Source organism: Streptomyces sp. HSS9-12 (assembly GCF_054963655.1).
In genome coordinates, this window is the sequence record NZ_JBUEGC010000016.1 from 82,258 (window position 1) to 105,424 (window position 23,167).

The window sequence follows — 23,167 nt, forward strand, 5'->3', positions numbered from 1 at the left end:
GCCAAGGCCCGGTGCCACGTCTGCCCCGAGCGCTGAACCGGACCCCGCCCAGGATCGGTCAGCCGCCGGGGCGTGGGCGCGGGAGATCGCTGAACGCGTCGATCACCTGACGCATCTCGGTCAGCGCGGGCACCAGCGCGCTCACCGAGCCCAGCGCCCCGGCGACCAGCAGCAGGGAGCGGCGCAGCCGGGGCACCTCGGGCGCTCCGGCGCACACCATGGCGTCGAGGGCGGCCAGCTCGTCCTCGGCGACACCCCGGTCGGACAACTCGGCCGGGTGCCCGGCGAGTTCACGGCGCAGCCGGGAGACGGCCGCGCGCAACTCCGTCAGGCGCGGGTCGTCCACCCACGCCTCCTGGTCGATGCCGACCGCTCGCCTCTGCTCCACTGCTACGGCGCCCTCCGCCGCCGCGGTGCCCGCCGGCCTGCCGCGGTCCGTTCGATCGATGCGCGACGCACTCCTGCCCCTCTCGCAGCGCTCGCCTGCGTCCGGGCACTCAGACCCGTCCCTCTCGGCCGCCCTCAGCCTGGAGAGAAGAGACCCGTGCGTCCGTCGCGGGCAAGTTAACGCCACTCTCCGCACCTGGCGCCACACGGAGGGCGAAAATCAGCTCGACAGGGCGAGGAGCAACAGGGATGAACCGGACATCGGTGCCTGCCCAGCCCGCAACAGGGCCGACGCCGACACCCACTGGGGCCACGGGTGCGATATGCAGGGGCACATGACAGACTTCGCAGCCGCGCGGATGCCCAACGACCCCACAGGCCCGGTCGCCGGGCTGCTGCTCGCCGCGGGCGGCGGGCGGCGGCTGGGCGGCCGCCCCAAGGCACTGCTGGACTTCCGGGGCCGGCCGCTCGTCGAGCACGCGGCGGCCGTGCTCCGGGACGGCGGCTGCGGCCCGCTGCACGTGGTGCTGGGCGCGGCAGCAGACGACGTACGGGCCAGGGCCGAGCTGCCCGGCTGCGTCCTGGTGGACAACCCCGACTGGGCGGACGGCATGGGCTCGTCGCTGCGCGCGGGACTGGAGTCCCTGGCCGGCAGTGACGCGCGGGCGGCGGTGGTGACGTTGGTGGACCAGCCGGGGATCGGCGCGGACGCGGTGGCCCGACTGGTGGCGGCGTTCCGCTCGCCGACGAGCCTGGCGGCCGCCGCGTACGGGGGCCGGCGCGGCCATCCTGTGCTGTTCGGCAGCGCCCTCTGGCCGGAAATCGCGGCGAGTGCGGTCGGCGACCGGGGAGCGCGTACGTATCTCCAGGCACACGCGGACGAGATCACGCTGATCGACTGCTCGGACATCGCGGCACCCGACGACATCGACACCCCTGAGGACCTGAAGCTGCTGGGGAGTTGAGCCGTGCGCGGGCTCGGCAGGCAGGGGTGGCACTGAGAGCCATCTCGTCGCCCGATCGGGCGCAAAAACATTATCTCGACGTCAACACACCTTGTACTTCCACTATGAGGAAACTATTCTCCACTGTTCAGAAGCACCCTCTACCTCAGACCGCGCCCGCGACCGTATCCCGGAGCACTGCGGCACCCCGTGCCGCGTACCAGCGCGGCCGGACGGGCACCGCCCGCTGAAGGAGTGACAACCTTATGTCCGCACCAGCGCCTTCCTCGCTGGCCATCGTCGACGCCGAGCCTGTGGAGCGGCAGGGGGAGGTTCTGACCGACGCGGCCCTCGCGTTCGTGGCCGAGCTCCACCGCCGGTTCACCCCCCGCCGCGACGAGCTCCTCGCGCGCCGCAAGGAGCGCCGGGCGGAGATCGCCCGCACCTCGACCCTGGACTTCCTGCCGGAGACCGCGCACATCCGCGAGGGCGACTGGCAGGTCGCCCCGGCGCCCGCCGCCCTCGAGGACCGGCGGGTGGAGATCACCGGCCCCACGGACCGCAAGATGACCATCAACGCCCTCAACTCGGGCGCCAAGGTGTGGCTCGCCGACTTCGAGGACGCCTCCGCCCCCACCTGGGAAAACGTTGTCCTGGGCCAGCTCAACCTGATCGACGCCTATGAGCGGCGCATCGACTTCACCACCCCGCAGGGCAAGACCTACGCGCTGAAGCCCGCCGAGGAGCTCGCCACCGTCGTGATGCGGCCGCGCGGCTGGCACCTCGATGAGCGGCACCTGCGGCTGGACGGCCGAGCGGTGCCGGGCGCGCTCGTCGACTTCGGCCTCTACTTCTTCCACAACGCCCGGCGCCTGCTCGACCTCGGCAAGGGACCGTACTTCTACCTCCCCAAGACGGAGTCACACCTCGAAGCCCGGCTGTGGAACGACATCTTCGTCTTCGCGCAGGACTACGTGGGCATCCCGCAGGGCACCATCCGCGCCACCGTCCTGATCGAGACGATCACCGCCGCGTACGAGATGGAGGAGATCCTCTACGAGCTGCGCAACCACGCCTCGGGCCTGAACGCGGGCCGCTGGGACTACCTCTTCTCCATCGTCAAGAACTTCCGTGACGGCGGCCCCCGGTTCGTTCTGCCGGACCGCAACGCGGTGACGATGACCGCCCCGTTCATGCGCGCCTACACCGAACTGCTGGTCCGTACCTGCCACAAGCGCGGCGCGCACGCCATCGGCGGCATGGCGGCCTTCATCCCGTCCCGGCGCGACGCCGAGGTCAACAAGGTCGCCTTCGAGAAGGTCCGCGCCGACAAGGACCGCGAGGCCGGCGACGGCTTCGACGGCTCCTGGGTCGCCCACCCGGACCTGGTGCCGATCGCGATGGCCTCCTTCGACGCGGTGCTCGGGAAGAAGCCCAACCAGAAGGACCGCCTGCGCGAGGACGTGTCGGTGGCGGCCGGCGACCTGATCGCGATCGACTCGCTGGACGCGAAGCCGACGTACGGCGGTCTGGTCAACGCGGTCCAGGTCGGCATCCGGTACATCGAGGCGTGGCTGCGCGGCCTGGGTGCCGTCGCCATCTTCAATCTCATGGAGGACGCCGCGACGGCGGAGATCTCCCGCTCCCAGATCTGGCAGTGGATCAACGCCGGCGTCGTCTTCGAGAACGGCGAGAAGGCCACCCCGGAGCTGGCCCGCAAGGTCGCCGCCCAGGAACTGGAGGCTATCCGCAACGAGACCGGCCCGGAGGCCTTCGCGTCCGGCAAGTGGCAGCAAGCGCACGACCTGCTCCTCCAGGTCTCGCTCGACGAGAACTACGAGGACTTCCTCACCCTCCCCGCGTACGAACTGCTCGGCTGACCGCAATGCACCGCACACGGGCCCTCGTCCACGGCGGACGACGGCCCGTGTCCGCATTTCCCGCCACCCCCCGAAACGGTGATGCGCTGCCGGCGCCGCAGGTCGGAATGCGTGATGGTCCGGGGCCTACGCGGCCGTGGCAGAGTCCCGCCCACCAGGGCGACGCACGGCGCCCCACCGGAGTCCGCCGCCCCTGCGGGCCACTGGGCCTCACGGACCAGAGCGGACATGCGGGTCACGGCGGCCCAGGAGAGCCTGGATGTGTGACGAGTCGTGCCACCGCACACGGCGACGACGCTCAGCAGCCGCCGGGCGCGGCTCGGACCGACTACGCCGGCGCGGTCTACGGTTCGCTCCTCGCCGCTTCGGTGGTGGCCGGGGCCGGAACCCTGGGTGTGTATCCGCGGCTCGGGCTCATCGTGCTGCTGCTCAGTACGGGCGGGGTGTTCTGGGCTGCCCACGTCTATTCCCGTCTCGTCGGGGACAGGCTGGTCCACCAGCCACTGACATGGGAGGAGGTCCGTCGGGTCTGCACGGATGAGTGGCCGATCGTGGAGGCGGCCGTCCCACCGGCCGGGGCCGTGGCGATCAGCCCGCTACTGGGCCTGGGACCAGGAGGGGCCGCGTGGCTGGCGCTCGCTGTCGCCGTGACCGAGCAAGTCGGTTGGGCGAGCATCGCAGTCGTTCGTGCCGGTGCGCCTCGTCATCTGGTGGTCGCCGCCGGTGCCGTCAACCTTCTGCTTGGGCTGATCATCGTGGCGGTCAAGACCGCACTCCAGCACTGACGGAGGGAGTAACCGGACCCCCGTCAGGCGACCGGTGCACACAGCACATCCAGACCGGCTCGGACCCGGAGCGAATGTCACCTGGCACGGGTGATGGCCGGCTGTCGCGCGCGCGGCAGCATACGAGGAAAGCACCATCGGTCGACCCACGGTGGAGTGCGCCATGCACTACGAGTTCCGGGTCACCGGCTGCCTGTCCCCGCCGATGGCCGAAGCGTTCCCCGAGCTGGAGAAGGTGGCGGTGTCCGGGCAGACGGTCCTGTTCGGATCGGTCACCGACGAGGCGCACTTGTACGGGCTGCTGATGCGCTTCCAGGACCTCGGCCTTCACGTGGTCGAGATGCGCCAGCTGCCGGACTGAGGGCGTTCCAGCTCGCTCGTGTCGCGGCGCGCCCCGAAGGCAGCGCGGACGAGGTCGTCAGGGGGCAACAGAGGAAAGGAGCAGCCCATGGCCACCTCAGACACCCCCGCCCCCGAGGACCGCGGCCGCCCGGCGGATGAGCGTCCCCTGACGGCCTCCGAGCGGGCGGAGTACGAGCGGCTGCACCGTGCCGCGCAAACACGGCATCGGGGACTGCGGTACGCCGCGACGTCCGTACTCCTGGTGCTGGCGTTTCTCCTGGCGCCGCTCGGGGTCGTCGCCACCTGGGCGAAATCCGAGATCACGGACCAGGACCGGTACGTCGAAACCGTCGCCCCACTGGCCAGAGAGCCCGTGGTGCAGAACGTGGTGATCAACCGCCTGACCCGCGATGTGGTCAACAAGCTCGAAGTCGAGCGGGTCACCAACGCTCTGGCGGACGTCCTGGCGAGAAACGACGCTCCCCGGGTGGTCGTCAACCAGGCCAGGGCGTTGTCCGGCCCGCTGGAGAACGCCGTGACCGACGTCGTCCACCGAGTGGTGCGCAAGGTCGTCACCAGTGACGAGTTTGCTCAGACGTGGGATTTCGCCAACCAACGCGCGCACGCCGCCGTGGTGAAGGTCCTCACCGGCGAGGGCACCAGCGCCGTACAGGCCAAGGGCGACACCGTCGTGCTGGACATCGGCACGGTCGTGGACCGGGTCCAGCAGCGGCTCATTCAGGCCGGCTTCGAAAAGGCCAAGTACATCCCCGATGTCGACCGGCAGATCGTGCTGATCAAGTCCGACAAGGTACAGAAGGCGCAGACCGCGATGATGGTGCTCGACACCGTCGGCATCTGGCTGCCCGTCACCGTGGTGGTGCTGGCGGCCGTGGCCGTGTGGGCGGCGCCGTCACATCGGGTGGCGCTGATGGCAGCGGGCATCGGCACCGGCGTGATGATGCTCCTGCTCCTCGTAGGCCTCAACGTGGTGCGCCAGCTCTACATCGATTCCGTACCCCCGAGTGCACAGCCACGGGCCGCCGCGGCGGTCGTCTTCGACACCCTGGTGCGCTTCCTGCGGAACAGCACGTACACCGTGCTCGTCGTCGCCGCGATCACCGCGGTCGCGGCCTATCTGTACGGGCCCGGACGCGGCGCTCGCGCCATACGGTCCGGCACCGCCGCGGTTACCGGAGCGACGGGCAGGGCCCTCGCGCGCATCGGGCTGCGCACCGGGCCGGTGGGCCGCTGGCTGGAGGCCCACCGTCCCTGGACCACCGGGATCGTCATCGCGGCGGGCGCGCTGGCGCTGGTGCTGTGGAACTACCCGACCCCGGCCTCCGTCGCCCTCGTCCTCGTCATCGTCGTCGCCGTACTGGCAGTGCTGGGCATCCTCGCCGCGGCCGGTGCACCCCGCGCCGTCGCTCCAGCCGCCGCCGCGGCAGGGCCTCCGGCTGCTCGGGGCGAGGCGCCTACGGAGGAAGGTCCTGAGCAGGAACAGCCGCCGGACAGCGCAGGGCCACGGTGAGTCCTGCGCCGTGTTCATGCGTCGTCGCACCGCGCACGGGTCCTGCCGCCCAACCTCTGGTCGGGGTCACCCGCCGAGGGTGATGCGCGCGGCACTTTGTCGTCGCACTGTGGCAGATGCGGGCCGTGGCAACCCAAGCCGCTGTCCGGAGGGACCGGCGTGCCAGTACTTGCCGCAGCCGCCGACGGCTGCCGCGTGACCGTGGAAGCCGAACTGCTGAAAGCAGGAGAGAACGATGGCTGGCTATCTGGCGTACGACTATCCGGTCCTCGGCGCCTTTCTTACCGCGATGTGGATCTTTCTGTGGGTCCTGTGGATAATGCTGCTGTTCCATATCATCGTCGATATATTCCGTGACCGGACGATGAATGGGTGGGCGAAGGCCGGCTGGCTCATCTTCGTGATAATCCTTCCGTTCCTGGGTGTCTTCGTGTATGTGATCGCGCGTGGTCGCAGTATGGGTGAGCGCGACATCGAGCACGCGCGCGCACAGCAAGCGGCAATGGATTCCTACATCCGGGACGTGGCTGCCGGCGCGACCGGAGACGTGGAAAGACTGGCCAAACTCTCCGAGCTGAAGAACCGGGGCGACATTTCCGAGGCCGAGTTCCAGCGCGCCAAGGAGAAGATCCTGCACTAGCACCGTCGAGATTTCCGGGAACAGCCTGCGGTGCTGATCGCGCTCTACGCGTTCATCATCTGGGCGCTGTGCGTCGTACGGACCAATCCCAAGCCATGACCAGGGGAGTCAGGTGCGACGCCGGAGCTTCGGGGGTGGTCACCCGCCGTCTTGGCGCTCCTCGCCCGTTGCGGTCTCACCCGGGGCATCGGTGTCGCCTCGCTGCAGGCGGAGGCCTGCCTGGACCGCGCCGACCGCCATCCGTGCCGCCACTCCGACGATCAAGATGTCACCCGTCATCTGAAGCATCGTCACGACTCGGGCCGGCTCCGAGTGGGCGGCGATGTCCCCGAGCCCGACCGTACTGAATACCGTGATCGTGAAGTACAGGGCATCCGTCCGGGTCAGAGGCTCCGTGAAGCTGCGGGGCTCGGACTGCTCCAGGAGGTAGTAGGCGGCCGCGAAGAGCAGGAGAAACAGCGGAAGAACGGTCGCGAAGGCCTGGACGGCCCGCAACCGGGGGCGGGGGGAGCGCGCGATCATACGGATCTGCCAGGTGAAGATCACCAGAACAGCGATCAGACCGAGGACGAGACCGACGGCCCCACCCCCGGCGAACGGCCTGTTCATCGGCAGCAGGTAGTACGCGACGACGAGACCGGCCGCGGTGAGCAGCGGCCGCGCCACCGCCCGTACCAGCGAGCCGGCCGTCCCGTATCGCCCCGCACCCTCGCCGGCGCCGCTCCGCATCTCATCGCTTTCATGCCGCGCGTCCGGATCTTCCACCTGCTCTGTTCTCCCACTTCCGCGTTCGTCGATGGGTCAGGAGGCCGCAGCTGCCTCGGCCGGAGCCCTGGGGAGCCGGGCCGTCGGCAGGTGACGGGTGAAGGCAAGGCTGAGCAGCGTGATCCCGGCCGCAGCCAGAATCGCCGCCTTGAGGCTGTGGAGCTGGGCCCTGGCATAGCTCTCCACCAGGGCGTCCGCCTCGGACGGCGGCACGGAGCTGCGCTCGACCGCCGCCCGTACCTGGTCGGTGCTCACGAAGCTGACACCGGCTTCGATCGCGATGCCGGCCTGCTGCCGTACCGCGTCCGAGATCCGCGGATCCTCGGTGATCTGCGATGTGAAGACACTCACCAGAGCACCGATGAGGATGGCGCCGATGAGCGCGGTACCGAGGGAGGACCCCAGATTCTGGGCGGTGTACTGGAGTCCGCCGACCTCGCTGCGCTCGGCCTCTCCGACGCTGGACTGCACCACGTTGCCCAGCTGGGAGGCGAGCAGGCCCATCCCCAGCCCCAGCACGGCCATGGCCAGCGCGAACGACAGATCGTCCAGCCGGGGCTCGATGGTGCCGAGCAGCCACAGGATCGAAACGAGAAGGACCAGCAGACCGAGCCGCACCACCGCGCGCGGGCCGGCGATCCGGCCGAGGAGGGGGCCGCTCATCGATGACACCAGCATCGTGACCGATACGGGCAGGAGCCGCAGGCCCGTCTGGAACGCGTCGAGGCCCTGCACGACCTGGAGGTACAGGGGAATGATGAAGAACAGCCCCAGCAGGATCATGTTCTGGCTGAGCAGCATGGTCAGGCCGGAGCGCAGTGCCGGAATGCCGAACAGAGCGGACCGCACCAGAGGTTCCCGGCCGCTGGACTCCTGATGGCGCTCCCACCTCCGGAAGAGGACGAGAAGGCAACCTCCCGCCGCGATGACGAACATGGTCAACGAGAAGCCGAATACCGTGACCGGGGAGGCGCGTGGCCGCAGCCATCCCCAGGTGCTGCTCTGCAGGATGCCCAGGACCACGCAGGCCAGGCCGGCGGCCGACAGGACCGCGCCGCCGACGTCGAGCCGGGCGGCCGGACGCTCCGGCCGCTGCCGCTCCTCGACCCACCGGATGCAACCGAGGATGGCCACGACCAGGACCACCTCACCGGCGAAGACCAGCCGCCAGGTCAGATAGGTCGTCACCCAGCCGCCAAGCAGCGGCCCTACCGCGATGCCCGCCCCGGCGAGACCTCCGATGACGCCATAGGCGACTGCTCGGTCCCGTCCTCTGTAGGCGCCCGCCACCAGGGCTGCGAGGGCCGGAAGCACCAGTGCCGCGCCGAGCCCCTCGATGACCGACCAGCCGAGTGTGAGCACCCACAGCTTCGGCGCCACCGCGGTCAGAGCGGACCCCGTTCCGTACACGACCAGCCCGACGGCGAACATCCGGCGGCGCCCGAACATGTCCCCGAGTTTCCCTCCGGTGATCATGAACGCGGCCATGACCAGGGTGTAGAGGGTGATGACGGCCTGGATCGCGGTCACCTCGGTGTCGAAGTCCTCCACCAGCCGGCTGATCGACACATTCATCACCGAGGTATCGAGCACCATCAGGAACTGGGCCGTCCCCAGGATGACCAGAGCCCGCCAACGCCGCACCGTGCGCACCTCCACAGAGCCCGACCGGGCACCGACCGGTTGAACGGACGTCATCGTCTCCCACCGCGGTGCCGGATCGTGTCGCGTACCGTACGGAGTGTCACCGGCTGCCGCGGCACCCCGCCCGCCGCAGCGGCACCGCGGCACCGCCTGCTGCGGCGGCCACCAGGCGGCGCCGGTCGTGCCGCAGCGGGGTGACAACCATCCTTCACGTGGCTCCGATCATCCGGTTGCGGCGTCTCGGACAAAGGTGAATCACCCGGTCGGAGGCGATCTCGGCCACCGGGCCCCGCGGCCTGCTCGGCGCCCGCTTGGCGATCACAGGTGAAGCGGGGTGACTATGGCAGTACCGGTTCCCGGCAGGGGGCCGATCGCGAGTACACGCACAACATCACGGGGCACCGCTCCACCCAGCAGTCATGTCCCCTCACCAGGCCCCGGCAGCCGCGGAAGGCGGCGGGCACACCCGTACCTCCCGCATCGACGCAACGACCCCCGGCAACAGCACCTCCCTTCCGGCGCTGGCCCCGACCGGGGATCCACTGCTCGCTGCCAAATTCTCGGTCCCGGCTCTGCCTCGGACGTTCGTCCGCAGGCAGCGGCTGGTTGACCGGCTGGAGGGCGGTACGGACGGGCCGGTTACGTTGATCACCGGCCCGGCGGGCTCCGGGAAGACCACACTCGCCGCGTCCTGGACGCGCCTGGGAACAGCACCTGGGCCGACCGTCTGGCTCACCCTCGACGCCGACGACAGCGCACCTGGTGTGTTCTGGGCCTACGTACTGGAAGCCTTCCGGCGTCATCTTCTGGCGCTACCGGACGAGGTCAGCACCCCGGCCTGCCCGGGCGACGTCGGTCACTCCCTCCTCGCTCGCCTCTGCTGCGTTCTGGACCGCCTGCCCCAACCGGTGGTGCTCGTACTCGACGGACTCGACAAGCTGTCCGGTCGCGAGGTGCCGGAGTCCCTGCAGTTCGTGCTGGACCACGTACGAGGGCGGCTGCGCCTGATACTGATCAGCCGGGTCGACCCGTTGCTGCCGCTCCACCGCTACCGTGCCGAGGACCGGCTGAGCGAGATCCGCGGCGCAGACCTGGCCTTCACCCCGCCTGAGGCCGAGGCGCTGCTGCGCCGGCACGGCTTGTCACCGACGCGTGAGACCGTCAGCGACCTCAGTGAGCGAACCGAGGGCTGGGCCGCCGGGCTCAGACTCTGTGCTCTGGCCATGCAGCGGTCCGACGATCCGGACGGCTTCGCCCGGTCGTTCGCCGCCTCCCAGCACGCGGTGGCCGACTATCTGCTCGCCGAGGTACTCCATGCGCAGCCAACCGGCACCCAGGAGCTGCTGCTGCGCACCAGCATCCTCGACCAGGTGCACCCCGACCTCGCCAATGCCCTGACCGGGCGGAAGGACGCGGAGCGGGTTCTGACGGAACTCGCTCGCGCCAACGCCTTCGTCGAACCCGTGGCGGACACTCCCTGGTGCCGCTTTCACCCGCTGTTCGCCGAGGTGCTTCACATGCACTTGCGCGCGCAGCGGCCCGGCCTGCAACCGCGCTTGCACCGCCGGGCAGCACGATGGCTGGCGGACGCCGGCCGGATCGGCGAAGCCCTGGGGCACGCGGCAGCAGCCGGCGACTGGCAGTACGGCTCCGCCAAGGCCATCGAGCACCTGATGATCGGCAATCTGCTGACCGGCCCCGAGGCCGACCGGCTCGAAGGGCTCTTCTCCCGCATCCCCGCCGACGTGCAGGGAGCGGAACCCGCCATCGTGACGGCAGCATGCCGGCTGTCCCAGCACGACCCGGCGGGCTGCCGGCAGCGGCTCACCGAGGCCGAGCACCACCTGTGGGACGAGGGAGCGCAGCCCGAGGTGCGACTCGCCCTCGCTCTGCTGCGGCTCCTCTCCGAGCCGTACGGGGATGAGGGCGACCGCGGCGGCAGAGCTGCCGCCGCGGAAACGGCGCGCCAGGTCGAGGAACTGATGGAGCAGGTCCCGCAGTTCCGGCTCAAGCAGCACCCGGAAATCGAGGCGCTTCGGCGCTACGGTCTCGGCTGCACCCTCCTGCGGACCGGATGCCTTGAGGACGCCCGGCACGTCCTCAGCGACGCGGTCACGGCCTGCACCTCCGACAGCACCGGCACCGTACGACACGACGCCCTTGCCCGGCTCGCCCTGGTCGAGAGCATCCGCGGATGGCTCGTCACCGCCGAAGGCCACGCCCTGCGCTCCGTCGCGGTCGCCGAACAGCACGGAATACCGGCGGCGGGGCGTTCAGGGGCCGCTCATCTGGCGCTGGCCACCGTTGCCTTCGAGCGCGGTGACCTCCAGGGTGCCCAGCACCACCTTCGCCTGGCCGAGGCCACCCCCGATGCCCGGGAGGACGACCCGGTCCTGACGGTCGAGAAGGCGATCCTTCGGTCCCGCCTGGCGCTGGCGCGGGGTCAGTGGGAAGCAGCCCTCGAAGCCCTCCGCGACGGGGATCGGGCCTGTCGGGCGTCGTGGTCCGCTGAGCGCCTGTCCATGGCGCACTCGGCGATCGATCTGGCCCGTGGGGACGCCGCGTCGGCTATCGGTGTCGTCACCACCCCCGGCTCCGGCGGTCCGGCGCGCAGCGCCGCACTGGCCCGGACCCACCGCTCGGCGGGGCGCGCCAATCAGGCGCTGCGGCCGCTGAGCGGCCGTGAGCGCGAAGTGCTGGAGCTCGTCGCGCAGATGATGGCCACCGACGAGATCGCCCATGAACTTCATCTGTCGGTGAACACCGTCAAGACGCACCTCAGAAGCATCTACCGCAAACTCTGCGTCTCCCGCCGCCGCGATGCGGTCCTGCGCGGAAAGGAGCTGCATCTTCTCTGATCTGCCCGAATGACACAGCCGGCCGGCCTTCGGCCGGGACATGGAGGTACGCGGTGAGCGCGCGGGAACGGCATCGGCCGCGTGGCCGCCCACACGGCACGGACGGCGGAGTCCGCGAACGGCTCCAACGGATCCTGGCCCGGACGCGGACACCGCTCGCGGCCGGACTGCTGCAGCGCCTGCTGGCTGTGAACACGCTGGAAGCCGCCATCCGGCTTGCCGCACAGGCGTTTCTGGCGGCCCTGCCGCTGCTGATGGTGGTGGCGGCGTTCATGCCCAGGGAGTTGCAGAACCTGATGACCGACTCCCTGCGAACGACGGTGGGCATGCACGGTAAAGCACTGGACGAGGTGAAACAGCCCTTCTTCGCCTCAGAGACGGTGAAGAACTCCTCGGGCGCCGTGGGCGTGATCGTGGCCCTGGTCTCCGCGACAGCGTTCAGCCGGGCTCTGCAGTCGGTCTGCGAACGGTGCTGGAATCTGCCGCGAGCGGGCGTACGCGTGGTGGCCTGGCGATGGCTGCTGTGGGTGCTCGTCTGGATGGCGGTGCTCTTCGTGCAGGCGCCTCTGCGCAGGGGCTTCGGCGCCGGGTTCGTGGCCGGGCTGGTCCTCTCCCTCCTCTCGGGCATTCTGCTGTGGTGGTGGACACAGCACCTCTTGCTGGGCGGCAGAATCGGGTGGCTGCTGCTCCTGCCGGGCGCCGTACTGACCGGCACCGCTACCGTCCTGCTGGGCTACGTCTCCCGTTTGGTCATGCCGAGAGCCATGGACCGCAGCTTCGCCGAGTACGGTCCCCTCGGGCCCGTCTTCACCCTGCTCTCCTGGCTCATCGTGGTGTTCGCCATCGCGGTGGTGGGACTCGCCGTCGGCCAGATCGTGGCCTCCTCGCAGTGGTTCACCAGGCTGACGGAACGACTGAGGCGTGAAGCTCCCATCAGAGGTCCTCGGCGTCCGAGATGAGGAAGAACGTACAAGACACCGTGCCCGGGCCTGGCGGAGAATGGATCGCATGGATGCGAAACCCGTCAACCTGACCGAAGCACTGGCCTCGTTCAAGGACGTCTACAGCCCGCGGATCGTGGCCCGTATGAACGACTACGACGTACGGATCGCGCATACCGAAGGGGAGCACGTCTGGCACGTGCACGACGACACCGACGAGTTCTTCCTGGTCCTCGACGGCCGGTTCGACATCGCCCTGCGCGGCGCCGACGGCAGCGAGACCACAGTCCAGCTCCGGAAGGGCGACACATTCGTGGTGCCCAAGGGAACCGAGCACAAGCCGTCGTCGCCGGGCGGATCGATCCTCATGTTCGAGCCCTCGGGCACCTCGACCACCGGGGACCGGCACGACGGCGAGATCCCGGACCATGTGGACAGCACCGTGGGCCACGAGCTGATGTGAATTGCCCTTGCCACCCGGCTCTTCTGCAGGGCGGGTGGCATGGAGGTACGACCGTCCCCGGGGGACGCGGGCGGGCTGCCCGCGTCCCCCGGATCCGGATGCCGCGGACCCCGCTCGGGTCCGCGGCCACCGGCCGGGAGCCGTCCCTCCCGGCCGGTTGCTGAGGTGGAGGGGTGTCCCCTCCTGGTCCGGCCCTGGATCACTCCGCCGCGACGATGCGCGCGAGCCGCTGAGCCTCCTCCCGCGTACTGCGGGCAATGGCGTCCTCGTCCACCGTCGTGAGGTGGTTGTCCTCGACGACCGGCTTGCCGTTCACCAGTGAGAGGGTCACCGGGGCCGCCGCGCCGAAGACGAGGGCGGCGACCGGGTCGGCGATCGAGGAGTGGCCGACGCCGTCGACCTTCCACAGCACCAGGTCGGCGAGCTTGCCGGCCTCCAGGGAGCCGATCTCCTGCGCCCGGCCGAGGACTTGAGCCCCGCCGTAGGTGCCCAGCCGCAGCGCCTGACGGGCGTTCAGGGCGTTCTCGCGGTGGGCACCGAGGCGGTTGATCAGCAGGGCGTTGCGCAGTTCGGTGTGCAGCTCGCCGGACTCGTTGGAGGCGGTGCCGTCCACGCCGAGGCCGACGGGCACACCGGCGGCGAGCATGTCCGGGACGCGGGCGATGCCGGCGGCGAGGCGCGCGTTGGAGGACGGGCAGTGGGCGACGCCGGTGCGGGTGCGGGCGAAGGCCGCGATGTCGGAGTCGTTCATATGGACGCAGTGGGCCATCCACACGTCCTCGCCGAGCCAGCCGGTGCTCTCGAAGTAGTCGGTCGGGCCCATGCCGAACAGCTCCTTGCAGAACTGCTCCTCCTCCACGGTCTCCGAGCCGTGGGTGTGCAGCCGTACGCCCTTGCGCCGCGCCAGTACGGCGGCCTCGCGCAGCAGCTCGGTGGAGACGGAGAACGGCGAGCAGGGCGCGACGGCGATCTGCAGCATCGAGCCGAAGGAGGCGTCGTGGTACGTGTCGATCGCCTCCTCGGTGGCGATCAGCGCGGCGTCGGTGGTCTCGACGGCGAAGTCCGGCGGCAGGCCGCCGTCCGACTCGCCGCGGTCCATGGAGCCGCGGGTCGCGGTGAAGCGGACGCCGATCTCCTGGGCGGCGCGGATCTCGGCACCCAGCAGGTCGCCGGCGCCCTGCGGGAAGACGTAGTGGTGGTCCATGGCAGTGGTGACGCCGCCGCGCACCATCATCGCCAGCGAACCCTGGGCGGCCGCGTAGACCATGGGCTCGTCGATGCGCGCCCAGACCGGGTAGAGGGAGACCAGCCAGTTGAAGAGGTTGCAGTCCTGGGCCAGTCCGCGGGTGATCCACTGGTAGAAGTGGTGATGGGTGTTGACCAGGCCGGGGGTGGCCAGATGGCCGGTGCCGTCGATCCGGCGGACCACGTTCTCCAGATGGTCGGGGGCAGCTCCCGGGCCCACCGACTCGATGCGGTGGCCGGCGACGACGATATGACCGGTGGCGTACTCGGTGTCGTGCGCGTCGACGGTCGCGATGGCGCAGTTCTCGATGACGATGCGCCGGGCCACGCTGTCAGGGGCTGCCGGTGCTGGCTGCGTTGCCATGATGCCTTCTCGTGTTCTGTCAGTGGCGGTGTGGGCACGGCAAGGCCCTGGGGAATGTGAGCGGCGTCGGCCGCCGGCTGTGCGGGCTGTGCCATGGGAGTTACCTCCTGTGCGCCGGTTCCCCGGGGGCAACCCCGGGGACGCGGCTACCCGTGTCAGAGGTTGGTCATGTCGACCGGGATCCGCGGCTCGGCGCCATCGCGCAGGGTGGTGGCCTCGATCAGGCCGTACGGACGGTCCGCGGCGAAGTAGACAGCTCCGTCGGCGGTATCGTTCTTCAGGCCGAACGGCTCCAGGTCCACCAGGAAGTGGTGCTTGTTCGGAAGCGAGAGGCGGACCTCGTCGATCTCCGCACGGCTGTTGATGACCCGCGAACCCATCTGGTACAGCGTCTGCTGCAGCGAGAGGGAGTAGGTCTCGGCGAAGGCCTGCAGCAGGTGCTTGCGCGCCTGGGCGTAGCTCTTCTCCCAGTTGGGCATCCGCTGCTCGTCGCTGGTCCAGTTGTAGCGCCAGCGGGCGTGCACATCGGTGGCGAGGATGCGGTCGTACGCCTCCTGCAGGGTCGTGTACTTGTCCTTGACGTAGCCCCAGAACTCCGAGTTGGTGGAGTTCAGCACCGTCAGGTCCTTCAGGCCCGTGATGACCTCCCACTCATCACCGTCGAAGGTGATCTGGGCGGTGCGGATCTCCTGGCCCTTGCGGACGAAGGAGTGCTGGACCTCCTCGGCCCCGATGAAGCGTGAGTCGGCTTCGGAGGCCTCGATCCGGTCCCAGGCGTACTCCTCGATTCGGATACGGGCCCGCTTGATCGGCTCCTGGCTGGTCACGAAGTGGCGTGCCAGGTGGATGCCGAACTGCTCGGCCGACTCGATCCCGTACTCCTTGGCGAAGGCGAAGACGGTGTTCTTGGTCGTGTCGGTCGGCAGCACGGTGGCGTTGCTGCCCGAGTAGTGGACCTCGTCCATGTCGCCGGAGAGGGCGACCGAGACATTGAGGTCCTTGATGTGGTGGGTGTCGCCGTCCCGCGTGATCTTGACGACGCGGTTCTCTGCTTTCCCGTACTGGTTCTGGCCGAGCGTGGTGGGCATGTCGGTGCTAGCTCCCTCGGTATACGGAGTAGCCGAACGGGTTGAGCAGCAGCGGTACGTGGTAGTGCTCACCCGGCTTGACGGCGAATGTGATCGCCACCTCCGGGAAGAAGGCTCCGCTGTCCCTTACGCGGGGGGCGTCCTGCTGTTCCTCGGCTTGCTTGGTTGCGAAGTACGCCTCGGTCTCGAAGTCGAGGCGCACATGGGTGGCGCCCTCCGGCGGAACCGGAAGGTCCTTGCAGCGCCCGTCAGCGTCGGTCGTGGAGGCACCGAGGACGGTCCACTCACCGCCGTCCGCACGCGCGGAGAGCCGCACGGCGACGTCTTCGGCCGGGCGACCGACGCTGGTGTCCAGGATGTGCGTGGACACCGAAGCCGTGGTGTCGGTGCTCATCGCGTAACGGCTCCTTCTTCTGCGAGGCGGGTCAGCCGGATGCGGTTGATCTTGCCCAGCTGCTCTCGGACGATCTCGCGTTCTTGTTCCGGCGAGTTGTCGATCCGGTGACGGAGCGCGTCGCGCATCTGCTCGCCGGTCAGGCCGGTGGCGCAGATCAGAAAGACATGGCCGAAGCGCTCCTGGTAGGCCAGGTTCAGCTCGAGCATCTCCGCCTTGAGTTCCTCGGAAGCGCCGGCCATCCCCCGCTGCTCACGGGCGGAGGTCGCATCGCCCGGCTTCGGACGCCCGATCGGCGGGTGCCCTGCCATGGCCTCGGCCAGGTCCTCGGCGGCGAGGTCCGCCATGGCGGCGTCGCTCGCCGCGAGCAGGGCGTCGGCCGTGGCGAAGGGGCGCTGGGCCAGCAGCTTGCTCACCCAGGCGGAACTGGCGCACACCTCGTGCAGGGCGGCGCGGGCCGCGCTCTCCTGGGAGGCGTTGAACCGGGCAAGTCCCCCGTCTGCGGGACTCGCCATCGAACTCGAAGACACGGGTCCTCCGTGGCCTTGTGCTGGACGGGCTTCGCCTAGCTAACGCCCTCACACAACACCACGTCAACACTTTGTTGAAATTCTCCCGGCACAAAGGCCGCCGCCCGGTCATCCCGGACGGCGGCCGGTGCGGGTGCCAGGGGGTCAGCTGTCACCCTTGGCTGCGTTCTCCCGGTTCAGGTAGTTGTATACGGTGAAGCGGCTGACCCCGAGGGCGGCCGCCACGGTCTCGACCCCATGCCGCACGGAGAAGGCTCCGCGCGCCTCCAGGATCCGCACGACCGACTGCTTGGTCTTCCGATCGAGCTGCGAGAGCGGCACACCATGCCGGCGCTCCAGGTCGGCGAGGATGTGGTCGAGAGAGTCGGACAGGTGAGGCAGCCGCACGGCCAGCACATCCTGCCCCTCCCAGGCCAGGACGACATCGTCGCCCGTCGCCAGCTCCGGGGCCACCATCTCGCCGCCCATGGCGTCAACGAGAGGCTTGACCGCCGTAACGAACGGGTGATCCTCGGGCGCGGTCATCTCTCACCGTCCGCGATCACATTGACCTGAAGCGAGACCCTGGTGGCACCCGCCTCCAGGGATTTGCGCAGCAGCGCGTCGACGGCGGTCAGCACCTCGTCGGCCGCACCTTCCGCGGTGTTGCCGAACGGGCCGACGTCGACGGCATCCAGCTCGGCGGCCTGTACGACCTCTCGGGCGACCACCGCATGAGGCGGCGCCTGGTCCAGGTCGAAAGGCTCGGTCGTGAACTCAACCCTCAATCTCACGTCCCTCAACCTACTGCGCCACTACGCATATCAGGCAGCCCCACTTGACAGCCTCGCCGCGTCACTTAGAGTCTTTCCATTAAGCAGAAATAAGCTTCCGCAATACGGAAGGAGCGCCGCCCTCATGGCCCTCCCTGAAATCGGCGTCACGGACCAGCGCTTCGATGTGAACCTCTCCATCCTGTTCACCGAGCTCCCGCTCCTGGAGCGACCCGCGGCTGCCCGTGCGGCCGGCTTCACCGCGGTTGAGCTGTGGTGGCCGTGGATCGACTCCCCCGTCCCGGAGCAGGCGGAACTCGACACGCTCCGGGACGCGTTGCGGGACGCCGGCACCCAGCTGGTGGGCCTGAACTTCTACGCCGGTCAGCTGCCTGGCCCGGACCGGGGCGCGCTGTCCATTCCCGGCACGGAGTCCGACCGCTTCCGCGCCAATGTCGATATCGCCGCCGATTTCGCCCAGTCGGTGGGCTGCAAGGCCCTGAACGCGCTCTACGGCAATCGCGTCGAGGGCGTGGACGCGGGGACCCAGGACGAGCTCGCCCTGGAGAACCTCGTCATCGCGGCCCGCGCCGCCGACCGGGTGGGCGCGATCCTGCTGATCGAGGCCCTGAACAAGCCGGAGTCGCCGCTGTACCCGCTGGTGAGCGCCGAGCCCGCGATCGAGATCGTGGACAAGGTCAACGCCGCCACCGGGCTCGGCAACGCCGCGTTCCTGATGGACCTGTACCACCTGTCGATGAACGGTGAGGACCTGCACCGGATCATCGACAGCTACACCGACAAGACCGGGCACGTACAGATCGCCGACAGCCCCGGCCGTGGCGCCCCGGGCACGGGGGAGCTCGACTTCACCGACCTCCTCGACCGCCTGAAGAAGGCCGGTTACGACGGCTGGATCGGCCTGGAGTACAAGCCGGGCGACGCGCCCAGCGCCGAAACCTTCGGGTGGCTGCCGGCGAACCAGCGCGCCGTGCGCTGATCCGTACGCGCGCCGCCCGCGGGCTCACCCCCCGCGCGGCCCCTGCCTGCGCGGCCCGGCTTCGCCGGCCGAATGCCCGACCGCCCTGCGCCCTGATGAGGCGCCCCCTTCCACAACCCCAGCGAGAGGACGCCATGAGCACCGCCGCACTCCCGAAGATTGCCTGGATAGGCCTCGGCATCATGGGCTCCCCCATGTCGGAGAACCTGATCAAGGCCGGTTACCAGGTCACCGGCTTCACCCTCGAGCAGGAGAAGCTCGACCGGCTGGAGGCGAACGGCGGCACCGCGGCCGCCTCCATCGCAGAGGCAGTCAAGGACGCCGACGTCGTCATCACCATGGTCCCGGCCTCTCCGCAGGTCGAGGCCATCGCCTACGGCGAGGACGGCATCCTGGCGAACGCCAGGGACGGTGCCCTGCTGATCGACATGTCCTCGATCACCCCGCAGACCTCCATCGACCTGGCCAAGGCCGCGGCCGAGTCCGGCAAGGGCATCCGTGTCCTGGACGCCCCGGTCTCCGGCGGTGAGGCCGGCGCCATCGAGGCCGTACTGTCGATCATGGTCGGTGGCGAGCAGGCGGACTTCGAGGAGGCCAAGCCGATCTTCGAGGCACTGGGCAAGACCATCGTGCGGTGCGGGCCGCACGGCTCCGGCCAGACGGTCAAGGCCGCCAACCAGCTCATCGTCGCCGTCAACATCCAGGCCTGTGCCGAGGCCGTGGTCTTCCTGGAGAAGTCCGGCGTGAACCTCGAGGCCGCGCTGGATGTGCTGGGTGGCGGTCTGGCCGGCTCGACCGTCCTGACCCGCAAGAAGGCCAACTTCCTCAACCGGGATTTCAAGCCCGGCTTCCGGATCGACCTGCACCACAAGGACATGGGCATCGTCACCGACGCCGCCCGCAACGTCGGTGCCGCGCTGCCCGTCGGCGCCGTCGTCGCCCAACTCGTCGCCTCGCTGCGCGCCCAGGGCGACGGGGGCCTGGACCACTCCGCACTGCTGCGCGCGGTCGAGCGGCTGTCCGGCACCAGGGTCGACGGCTGACCACTCCGGCTCCGGGTGGCGGCACCGACACTGTCCTGTCGCGCCCAAGGCGCCGCCCCTTGGATTTCAACAAACTGTTGTCGCTTTTCGCAGCCGTCAAGGTCGGCCGCGATGATGTGATCGAGAAGAACCTCGCCCACTTCCACGCCGCCGACCCGGACTACGGCAAGCGCGTCGAGGCCAAGGTCCGCGAGCTGCGAGAGGACTGACGTAAAGTCAGTTCGCTAGGGATGTCCGTACCGTCCGGTCCAATGAGGGGTGGCCGGGCGGTACGGATTGTCGTGACTCCGATCCCCCATCTGCACGAAGGGGGGCTTCCAACCCGAGGGTTGCGGTCCAGCCCGAACCGGTCCCTTGCGGACAAGTGACTCCGCTCCCCCACCTGAAAGGAGGGGGCTTCCAACCCGAGGGTTGCGGTCCAGCCCGAACCGATCCCTTGCGGGACGAAAGGAAATACCACAGGCCAGGGAAGCGATTCCCCCCACCGGCTCCACCGGCTGAAGCCGGTGGTTCCCCTCACTGGGAGACTGACGGGGCGAGTGAGCGGGGCCGGGGTCCGGGGAAACGGCTCAATTCACTCCCCAAAGCGTGACGCATCAGAGAACATGGGGTCCAAGCCACAAGCGTCCGAAAACCCTTCGACGCCGCATCAGACCCCGTGGGAGGCGACGTGGCAGAGAGCGTGCCGGTGCGGTGCCCGGCGTGCCGCCGCGAGCACTCGTTCACGCCGCCCACCTTCCCCTGCGCCTGCGGCTCGCCGGTAACCCTGCCCGTACTCCGAGGCGGTGTGCCGCTCCCCGTACAACACCGCACCTGGGACGACTCCTGGGTGCGCGTACAGTGCGGCTCCTGCGGCCGCGAGGACCAGTGGCCACGCCCCGAACTCGGCTGCGCCTGCGGGACGATCCTGCTCGTCCCCGTGGCATCCACGGCGGTGCCGGCCTCGGGCACCGCCGGTGCCGTCCGCGCCACACCGGGCGCCGGCTCCGAGCCCACCGAGCGAATCCAGCCGCCTTCCGCGGCCGTACTGCGCCCGGCCTTCCGGCCGGTGACGATCCGTACCAGCCGAGACGCGATCACCGCGGCCGCACAGTACATGAAGTGGCTGGGCTACAGGGACGTACAGATCGCCGACGACACCGCCGCGTTCGGCGCGGATCTGTGCGGCCCGGGCGTCATCGCCCAGGTGGACCCCACCACCCGGCCCACCACTCTGCGCGACGTCGAATGCCTGTGGCTCCACGGCCTCACCCAGTCCGCGGCAAGCGTCTTCTTCTCCCTCGCCGGCTATACCCGGGATGCTCGTACCCGCGCCGATGAACTCCGCATCCCGCTCTTCGTCATGGACCTCACCGGCACTCCGCAGCCGGTCAATGACGCCGCGGACGACCTGATCGACTGGGGTCCGTGACCGGACGCGGCCCCGCCGCCTACTGACGCCACATCAGCGATGAACGCGCAGGTCACCATCGCCCGTTGACGGCGGGACCCGCTCAGCTGCGCGATCACATGGGCAACCGCATGGCGCCCATCACCCCTGCGAGCAGCCCGGGCACCTCCGAACACATCACCCCTCCCTTGACGCGCGGACCGCCGCATCCTTACATTGCTTCCATATTGCAGAACATATCTTTCGCATCATGGAAGCCGTGCCCCTCCGGCCCTCGCGAGAGCCCGCCTATGACGGTCGACCCAGGAGTACTCGATGCCTCGAATGACCGCCGCCCGCGCGGCAGTTGAGATCCTCAAGCGTGAAGGCGTGACCAACGCGTTCGGTGTGCCGGGCGCGGCCATCAACCCCTTCTACGCGGCCCTGAAGGCCGGCGGCGGGATCAACCACACCCTGGCCCGGCACGTCGAAGGCGCCTCCCACATGGCCGAGGGCTACACCCGGACCAAGGCCGGCAACATCGGTGTGTGCATCGGCACCTCGGGCCCGGCCGGCACCGACATGATCACCGGCCTGTACTCCGCGATCGCCGACTCCATACCGATCCTGTGCATCACGGGCCAGGCGCCGACCGCCCGGATCCACAAGGAGGACTTCCAGGCCGTCGACATCGCCTCGATCGCGGCGCCCGTCACCAAGGCGGCGACCACCGTCCTGGAGGCCGCGCAGGTCCCCGGCGTCTTCCAGCAGGCCTTCCACCTGATGCGTTCCGGCCGCCCCGGCCCGGTCCTGATCGACCTGCCGATCGACGTCCAGATGACCGAGATCGAGTTCGACCCCGAGACGTACGAGCCGCTGCCGGTCTACAAGCCGTCCGCGACCCGCGCCCAGATCGAGAAGGCCGTCTCACTGCTGAACGCGTCGGAGCGCCCGCTGATCGTCGCCGGCGGCGGCATCATCAACGCCGACGCCTCAGACCTGTTGGCGGAGTTCGCCGAGCTGACCGGCACCCCGGTCGTCCCCACCCTGATGGGCTGGGGCATCATCCCCGACGACCACGAGCTCAACGCCGGCATGGTGGGTCTGCAGACCTCGCACCGCTACGGCAACGCCAACTTCCTCGAGTCGGACTTCGTCCTCGGCATCGGCAACCGCTGGGCCAACCGCCACACCGGCAGCCTGGAGGTCTACACCCAGGGCCGTACGTTCGTCCACGTCGACATCGAGCCCACCCAGATCGGCAAGATCTTCGCACCGGACTACGGCATCGCCTCGGACGCCAAGGCCGCACTGGAGCTGTTCGTCGAGGTGGCGAAGGAGCTGGGGGCCGAGGGCAAGCTGCCGGACCGCAGCGAGTGGGCCGCCTCCACCCAGGAGCGCAAGGCCTCGCTGCAGCGCCGTACCCACTTCGACAACGTGCCGATCAAGCCGCAGCGCGTGTACGAGGAGATGAACAAGGCCTTCGGCCCGGAGACCCGGTACGTCACCGCCATCGGCCTCTCCCAGATCGCCGGCGCGCAGATGCTGCACGTCTACAGGCCGCGCCACTGGATCAACTGCGGCCAGGCCGGCCCGCTCGGCTGGACCATCCCGGCCGCGCTGGGTGTCGCCAAGGCGGACCCGGAGGCGCAGGTCGTCGCCCTGTCCGGCGACTACGACTTTCAGTTCATGATCGAAGAGCTGGCGGTCGGGGCACAGCACAAGATCCCCTACGTCCACGTCCTGGTGAACAACTCCTACCTGGGGCTCATCCGCCAGGCGCAGCGGAACTTCGACATCAACTACCAGGTCAACCTGGAGTTCGAGAACATCAACTCCCCCGAGTTGGGCGTCTACGGCGTCGACCACGTCAAGGTCGCCGAGGGTCTGGGCTGCAAGGCCATCCGGGTCACCGAACCGGAGAACCTGCTGTCGGCGCTGGAGGAGGCCAAGAAGCTCGCCGCCGTGCACCGGGTCCCGGTGGTCGTGGAAGCCATCCTGGAGCGGATCACCAACATCTCGATGGCTGCCGCCGACATCGACAAGGTGAACGAATGGGAGGAGATCGCGACCGAGCCGGGCCACGCGCCCACCGCGATCAAGCCGCTCAAGAGCTGACGGCGCTTCCGCTCCACCCCGCACACTCCGTCCGGCGGCGCGAAATTCCTGTCGCGCCCGTACCTCGCGCCGCCGGACGGCACC

23 protein-coding genes are annotated in these 23,167 nt (G+C 69.3%); 14 read left to right on the forward strand and 9 right to left on the reverse strand.

Features of this window, described 5'->3' with window-relative positions; all coding sequences use genetic code 11:
• Positions 1–58 precede the first annotated feature (58 nt).
• On the reverse strand, positions 59–388 hold the full coding sequence (locus ACY34J_RS11300; protein ID WP_462726350.1) for a DUF5955 family protein: 330 nt from the start codon (positions 386–388) through the stop codon (positions 59–61).
• Between the two features lie 334 nt (positions 389–722).
• On the opposite strand from ACY34J_RS11300, the gene ACY34J_RS11305 reads away from it, so the two are divergent.
• From ACY34J_RS11305 to ACY34J_RS11330, 6 genes are all read left to right on the forward strand, one after another.
• Positions 723–1,352 carry a nucleotidyltransferase family protein gene (locus tag ACY34J_RS11305; protein ID WP_462726351.1) on the forward strand — a complete coding sequence of 210 codons (630 nt, stop codon included), beginning with the start codon at positions 723–725 and terminating at the stop codon, positions 1,350–1,352.
• 245 nt (positions 1,353–1,597) lie between these two features.
• Complete coding sequence (gene aceB / locus ACY34J_RS11310; protein ID WP_462726352.1) at positions 1,598–3,211, forward strand: malate synthase A; 1,614 nt, start codon at positions 1,598–1,600, stop codon at positions 3,209–3,211.
• Between the two features lie 263 nt (positions 3,212–3,474).
• Positions 3,475–3,996 carry a hypothetical protein gene (locus ACY34J_RS11315; RefSeq protein ID WP_462726353.1) on the forward strand — a complete coding sequence of 174 codons (522 nt, stop codon included), beginning with the start codon at positions 3,475–3,477 and terminating at the stop codon, positions 3,994–3,996.
• Between the two features lie 163 nt (positions 3,997–4,159).
• The gene (locus tag ACY34J_RS11320; RefSeq protein WP_462726354.1) at positions 4,160–4,357 is read left to right on the forward strand and encodes a hypothetical protein; all 198 of its coding nucleotides are present in this window, start codon (positions 4,160–4,162) and stop codon (positions 4,355–4,357) included.
• An 87-nt stretch (positions 4,358–4,444) separates the two neighbouring features.
• Positions 4,445–5,869, forward strand: a complete 1,425-nt coding sequence (locus ACY34J_RS11325; RefSeq protein ID WP_462726355.1) for a hypothetical protein — start codon at positions 4,445–4,447, stop codon at positions 5,867–5,869.
• A 235-nt stretch (positions 5,870–6,104) separates the two neighbouring features.
• The gene (locus ACY34J_RS11330) at positions 6,105–6,509 is read left to right on the forward strand and encodes an SHOCT domain-containing protein (protein WP_462726356.1); all 405 of its coding nucleotides are present in this window, start codon (positions 6,105–6,107) and stop codon (positions 6,507–6,509) included.
• Between the two features lie 138 nt (positions 6,510–6,647).
• On the opposite strand, the gene ACY34J_RS11335 is transcribed toward ACY34J_RS11330, so the two are convergent.
• Complete coding sequence (locus ACY34J_RS11335) at positions 6,648–7,274, reverse strand: potassium channel family protein (protein WP_462726357.1); 627 nt, start codon at positions 7,272–7,274, stop codon at positions 6,648–6,650.
• A gap of 36 nt (positions 7,275–7,310) precedes the next feature.
• Positions 7,311–8,918: an MFS transporter gene (locus ACY34J_RS11340; RefSeq protein ID WP_462726380.1), complete on the reverse strand. Its 1,608-nt coding sequence runs from the start codon at positions 8,916–8,918 to the stop codon at positions 7,311–7,313.
• A gap of 419 nt (positions 8,919–9,337) precedes the next feature.
• Here ACY34J_RS11340 and ACY34J_RS11345 point away from each other — a divergent pair, with 419 nt between their 5' ends.
• Genes ACY34J_RS11345 through ACY34J_RS11355 form a run of 3 tightly spaced genes read left to right on the forward strand, consistent with a single transcriptional unit; the run spans position 9,338 to position 13,180 of the window.
• Complete coding sequence (locus ACY34J_RS11345; protein ID WP_462726358.1) at positions 9,338–11,776, forward strand: LuxR C-terminal-related transcriptional regulator; 2,439 nt, start codon at positions 9,338–9,340, stop codon at positions 11,774–11,776.
• A gap of 53 nt (positions 11,777–11,829) precedes the next feature.
• A complete protein-coding gene (locus ACY34J_RS11350) occupies positions 11,830–12,735 on the forward strand; it encodes a ribonuclease BN (RefSeq protein ID WP_462726359.1) in 906 nt (301 codons plus the stop codon).
• 49 nt (positions 12,736–12,784) lie between these two features.
• Entirely contained in the window at positions 12,785–13,180 is a 396-nt protein-coding gene (locus ACY34J_RS11355; RefSeq protein ID WP_462726360.1) for a cupin domain-containing protein, read from the forward strand.
• Between the two features lie 199 nt (positions 13,181–13,379).
• Here the strand turns inward: ACY34J_RS11355 and ACY34J_RS11360 are convergent, their stop codons facing one another.
• The 6 genes from ACY34J_RS11360 to ACY34J_RS11385 form a co-directional block, all read right to left on the reverse strand.
• Entirely contained in the window at positions 13,380–14,789 is a 1,410-nt protein-coding gene (locus tag ACY34J_RS11360; RefSeq protein WP_462726361.1) for an 8-oxoguanine deaminase, read from the reverse strand.
• 155 nt (positions 14,790–14,944) lie between these two features.
• Positions 14,945–15,877 (reverse strand): factor-independent urate hydroxylase, encoded by a 933-nt coding sequence (pucL, locus tag ACY34J_RS11365; RefSeq protein ID WP_462726362.1) that lies wholly within the window; start codon positions 15,875–15,877, stop codon positions 14,945–14,947.
• A gap of 7 nt (positions 15,878–15,884) precedes the next feature.
• Complete coding sequence (uraH, locus tag ACY34J_RS11370; RefSeq protein WP_462726363.1) at positions 15,885–16,271, reverse strand: hydroxyisourate hydrolase; 387 nt, start codon at positions 16,269–16,271, stop codon at positions 15,885–15,887.
• On the reverse strand, positions 16,268–16,786 hold the full coding sequence (uraD, locus tag ACY34J_RS11375) for a 2-oxo-4-hydroxy-4-carboxy-5-ureidoimidazoline decarboxylase (protein WP_462726364.1): 519 nt from the start codon (positions 16,784–16,786) through the stop codon (positions 16,268–16,270). The genes uraH and uraD overlap by 4 nt, the downstream gene beginning before the upstream one ends.
• A 159-nt stretch (positions 16,787–16,945) precedes the next feature.
• Entirely contained in the window at positions 16,946–17,326 is a 381-nt protein-coding gene (locus tag ACY34J_RS11380) for a helix-turn-helix domain-containing protein (RefSeq protein WP_462726365.1), read from the reverse strand.
• On the reverse strand, positions 17,323–17,574 hold the full coding sequence (locus tag ACY34J_RS11385) for a YkoF family thiamine-binding protein (RefSeq protein WP_462726366.1): 252 nt from the start codon (positions 17,572–17,574) through the stop codon (positions 17,323–17,325). The genes ACY34J_RS11380 and ACY34J_RS11385 overlap by 4 nt, the downstream gene beginning before the upstream one ends.
• A 139-nt stretch (positions 17,575–17,713) precedes the next feature.
• Between ACY34J_RS11385 and ACY34J_RS11390 the strand changes: the two genes are divergently transcribed.
• From ACY34J_RS11390 to gcl, 5 genes are all read left to right on the forward strand, one after another.
• A complete protein-coding gene (locus ACY34J_RS11390) occupies positions 17,714–18,553 on the forward strand; it encodes a TIM barrel protein (protein WP_462726381.1) in 840 nt (279 codons plus the stop codon).
• A 134-nt stretch (positions 18,554–18,687) separates the two neighbouring features.
• Positions 18,688–19,596, forward strand: a complete 909-nt coding sequence (locus tag ACY34J_RS11395; protein ID WP_462726367.1) for a 2-hydroxy-3-oxopropionate reductase — start codon at positions 18,688–18,690, stop codon at positions 19,594–19,596.
• Positions 19,597–19,655: 59 nt separating this feature from the next.
• On the forward strand, positions 19,656–19,805 hold the full coding sequence (locus ACY34J_RS11400; protein ID WP_462726383.1) for a hypothetical protein: 150 nt from the start codon (positions 19,656–19,658) through the stop codon (positions 19,803–19,805).
• 461 nt (positions 19,806–20,266) lie between these two features.
• A complete protein-coding gene (locus ACY34J_RS11405) occupies positions 20,267–21,007 on the forward strand; it encodes a hypothetical protein (RefSeq protein WP_462726368.1) in 741 nt (246 codons plus the stop codon).
• Positions 21,008–21,301: 294 nt separating this feature from the next.
• Entirely contained in the window at positions 21,302–23,083 is a 1,782-nt protein-coding gene (gene gcl / locus ACY34J_RS11410) for a glyoxylate carboligase (RefSeq protein WP_462726369.1), read from the forward strand.
• The last annotated feature ends 84 nt before the right edge of the window (positions 23,084–23,167 follow it).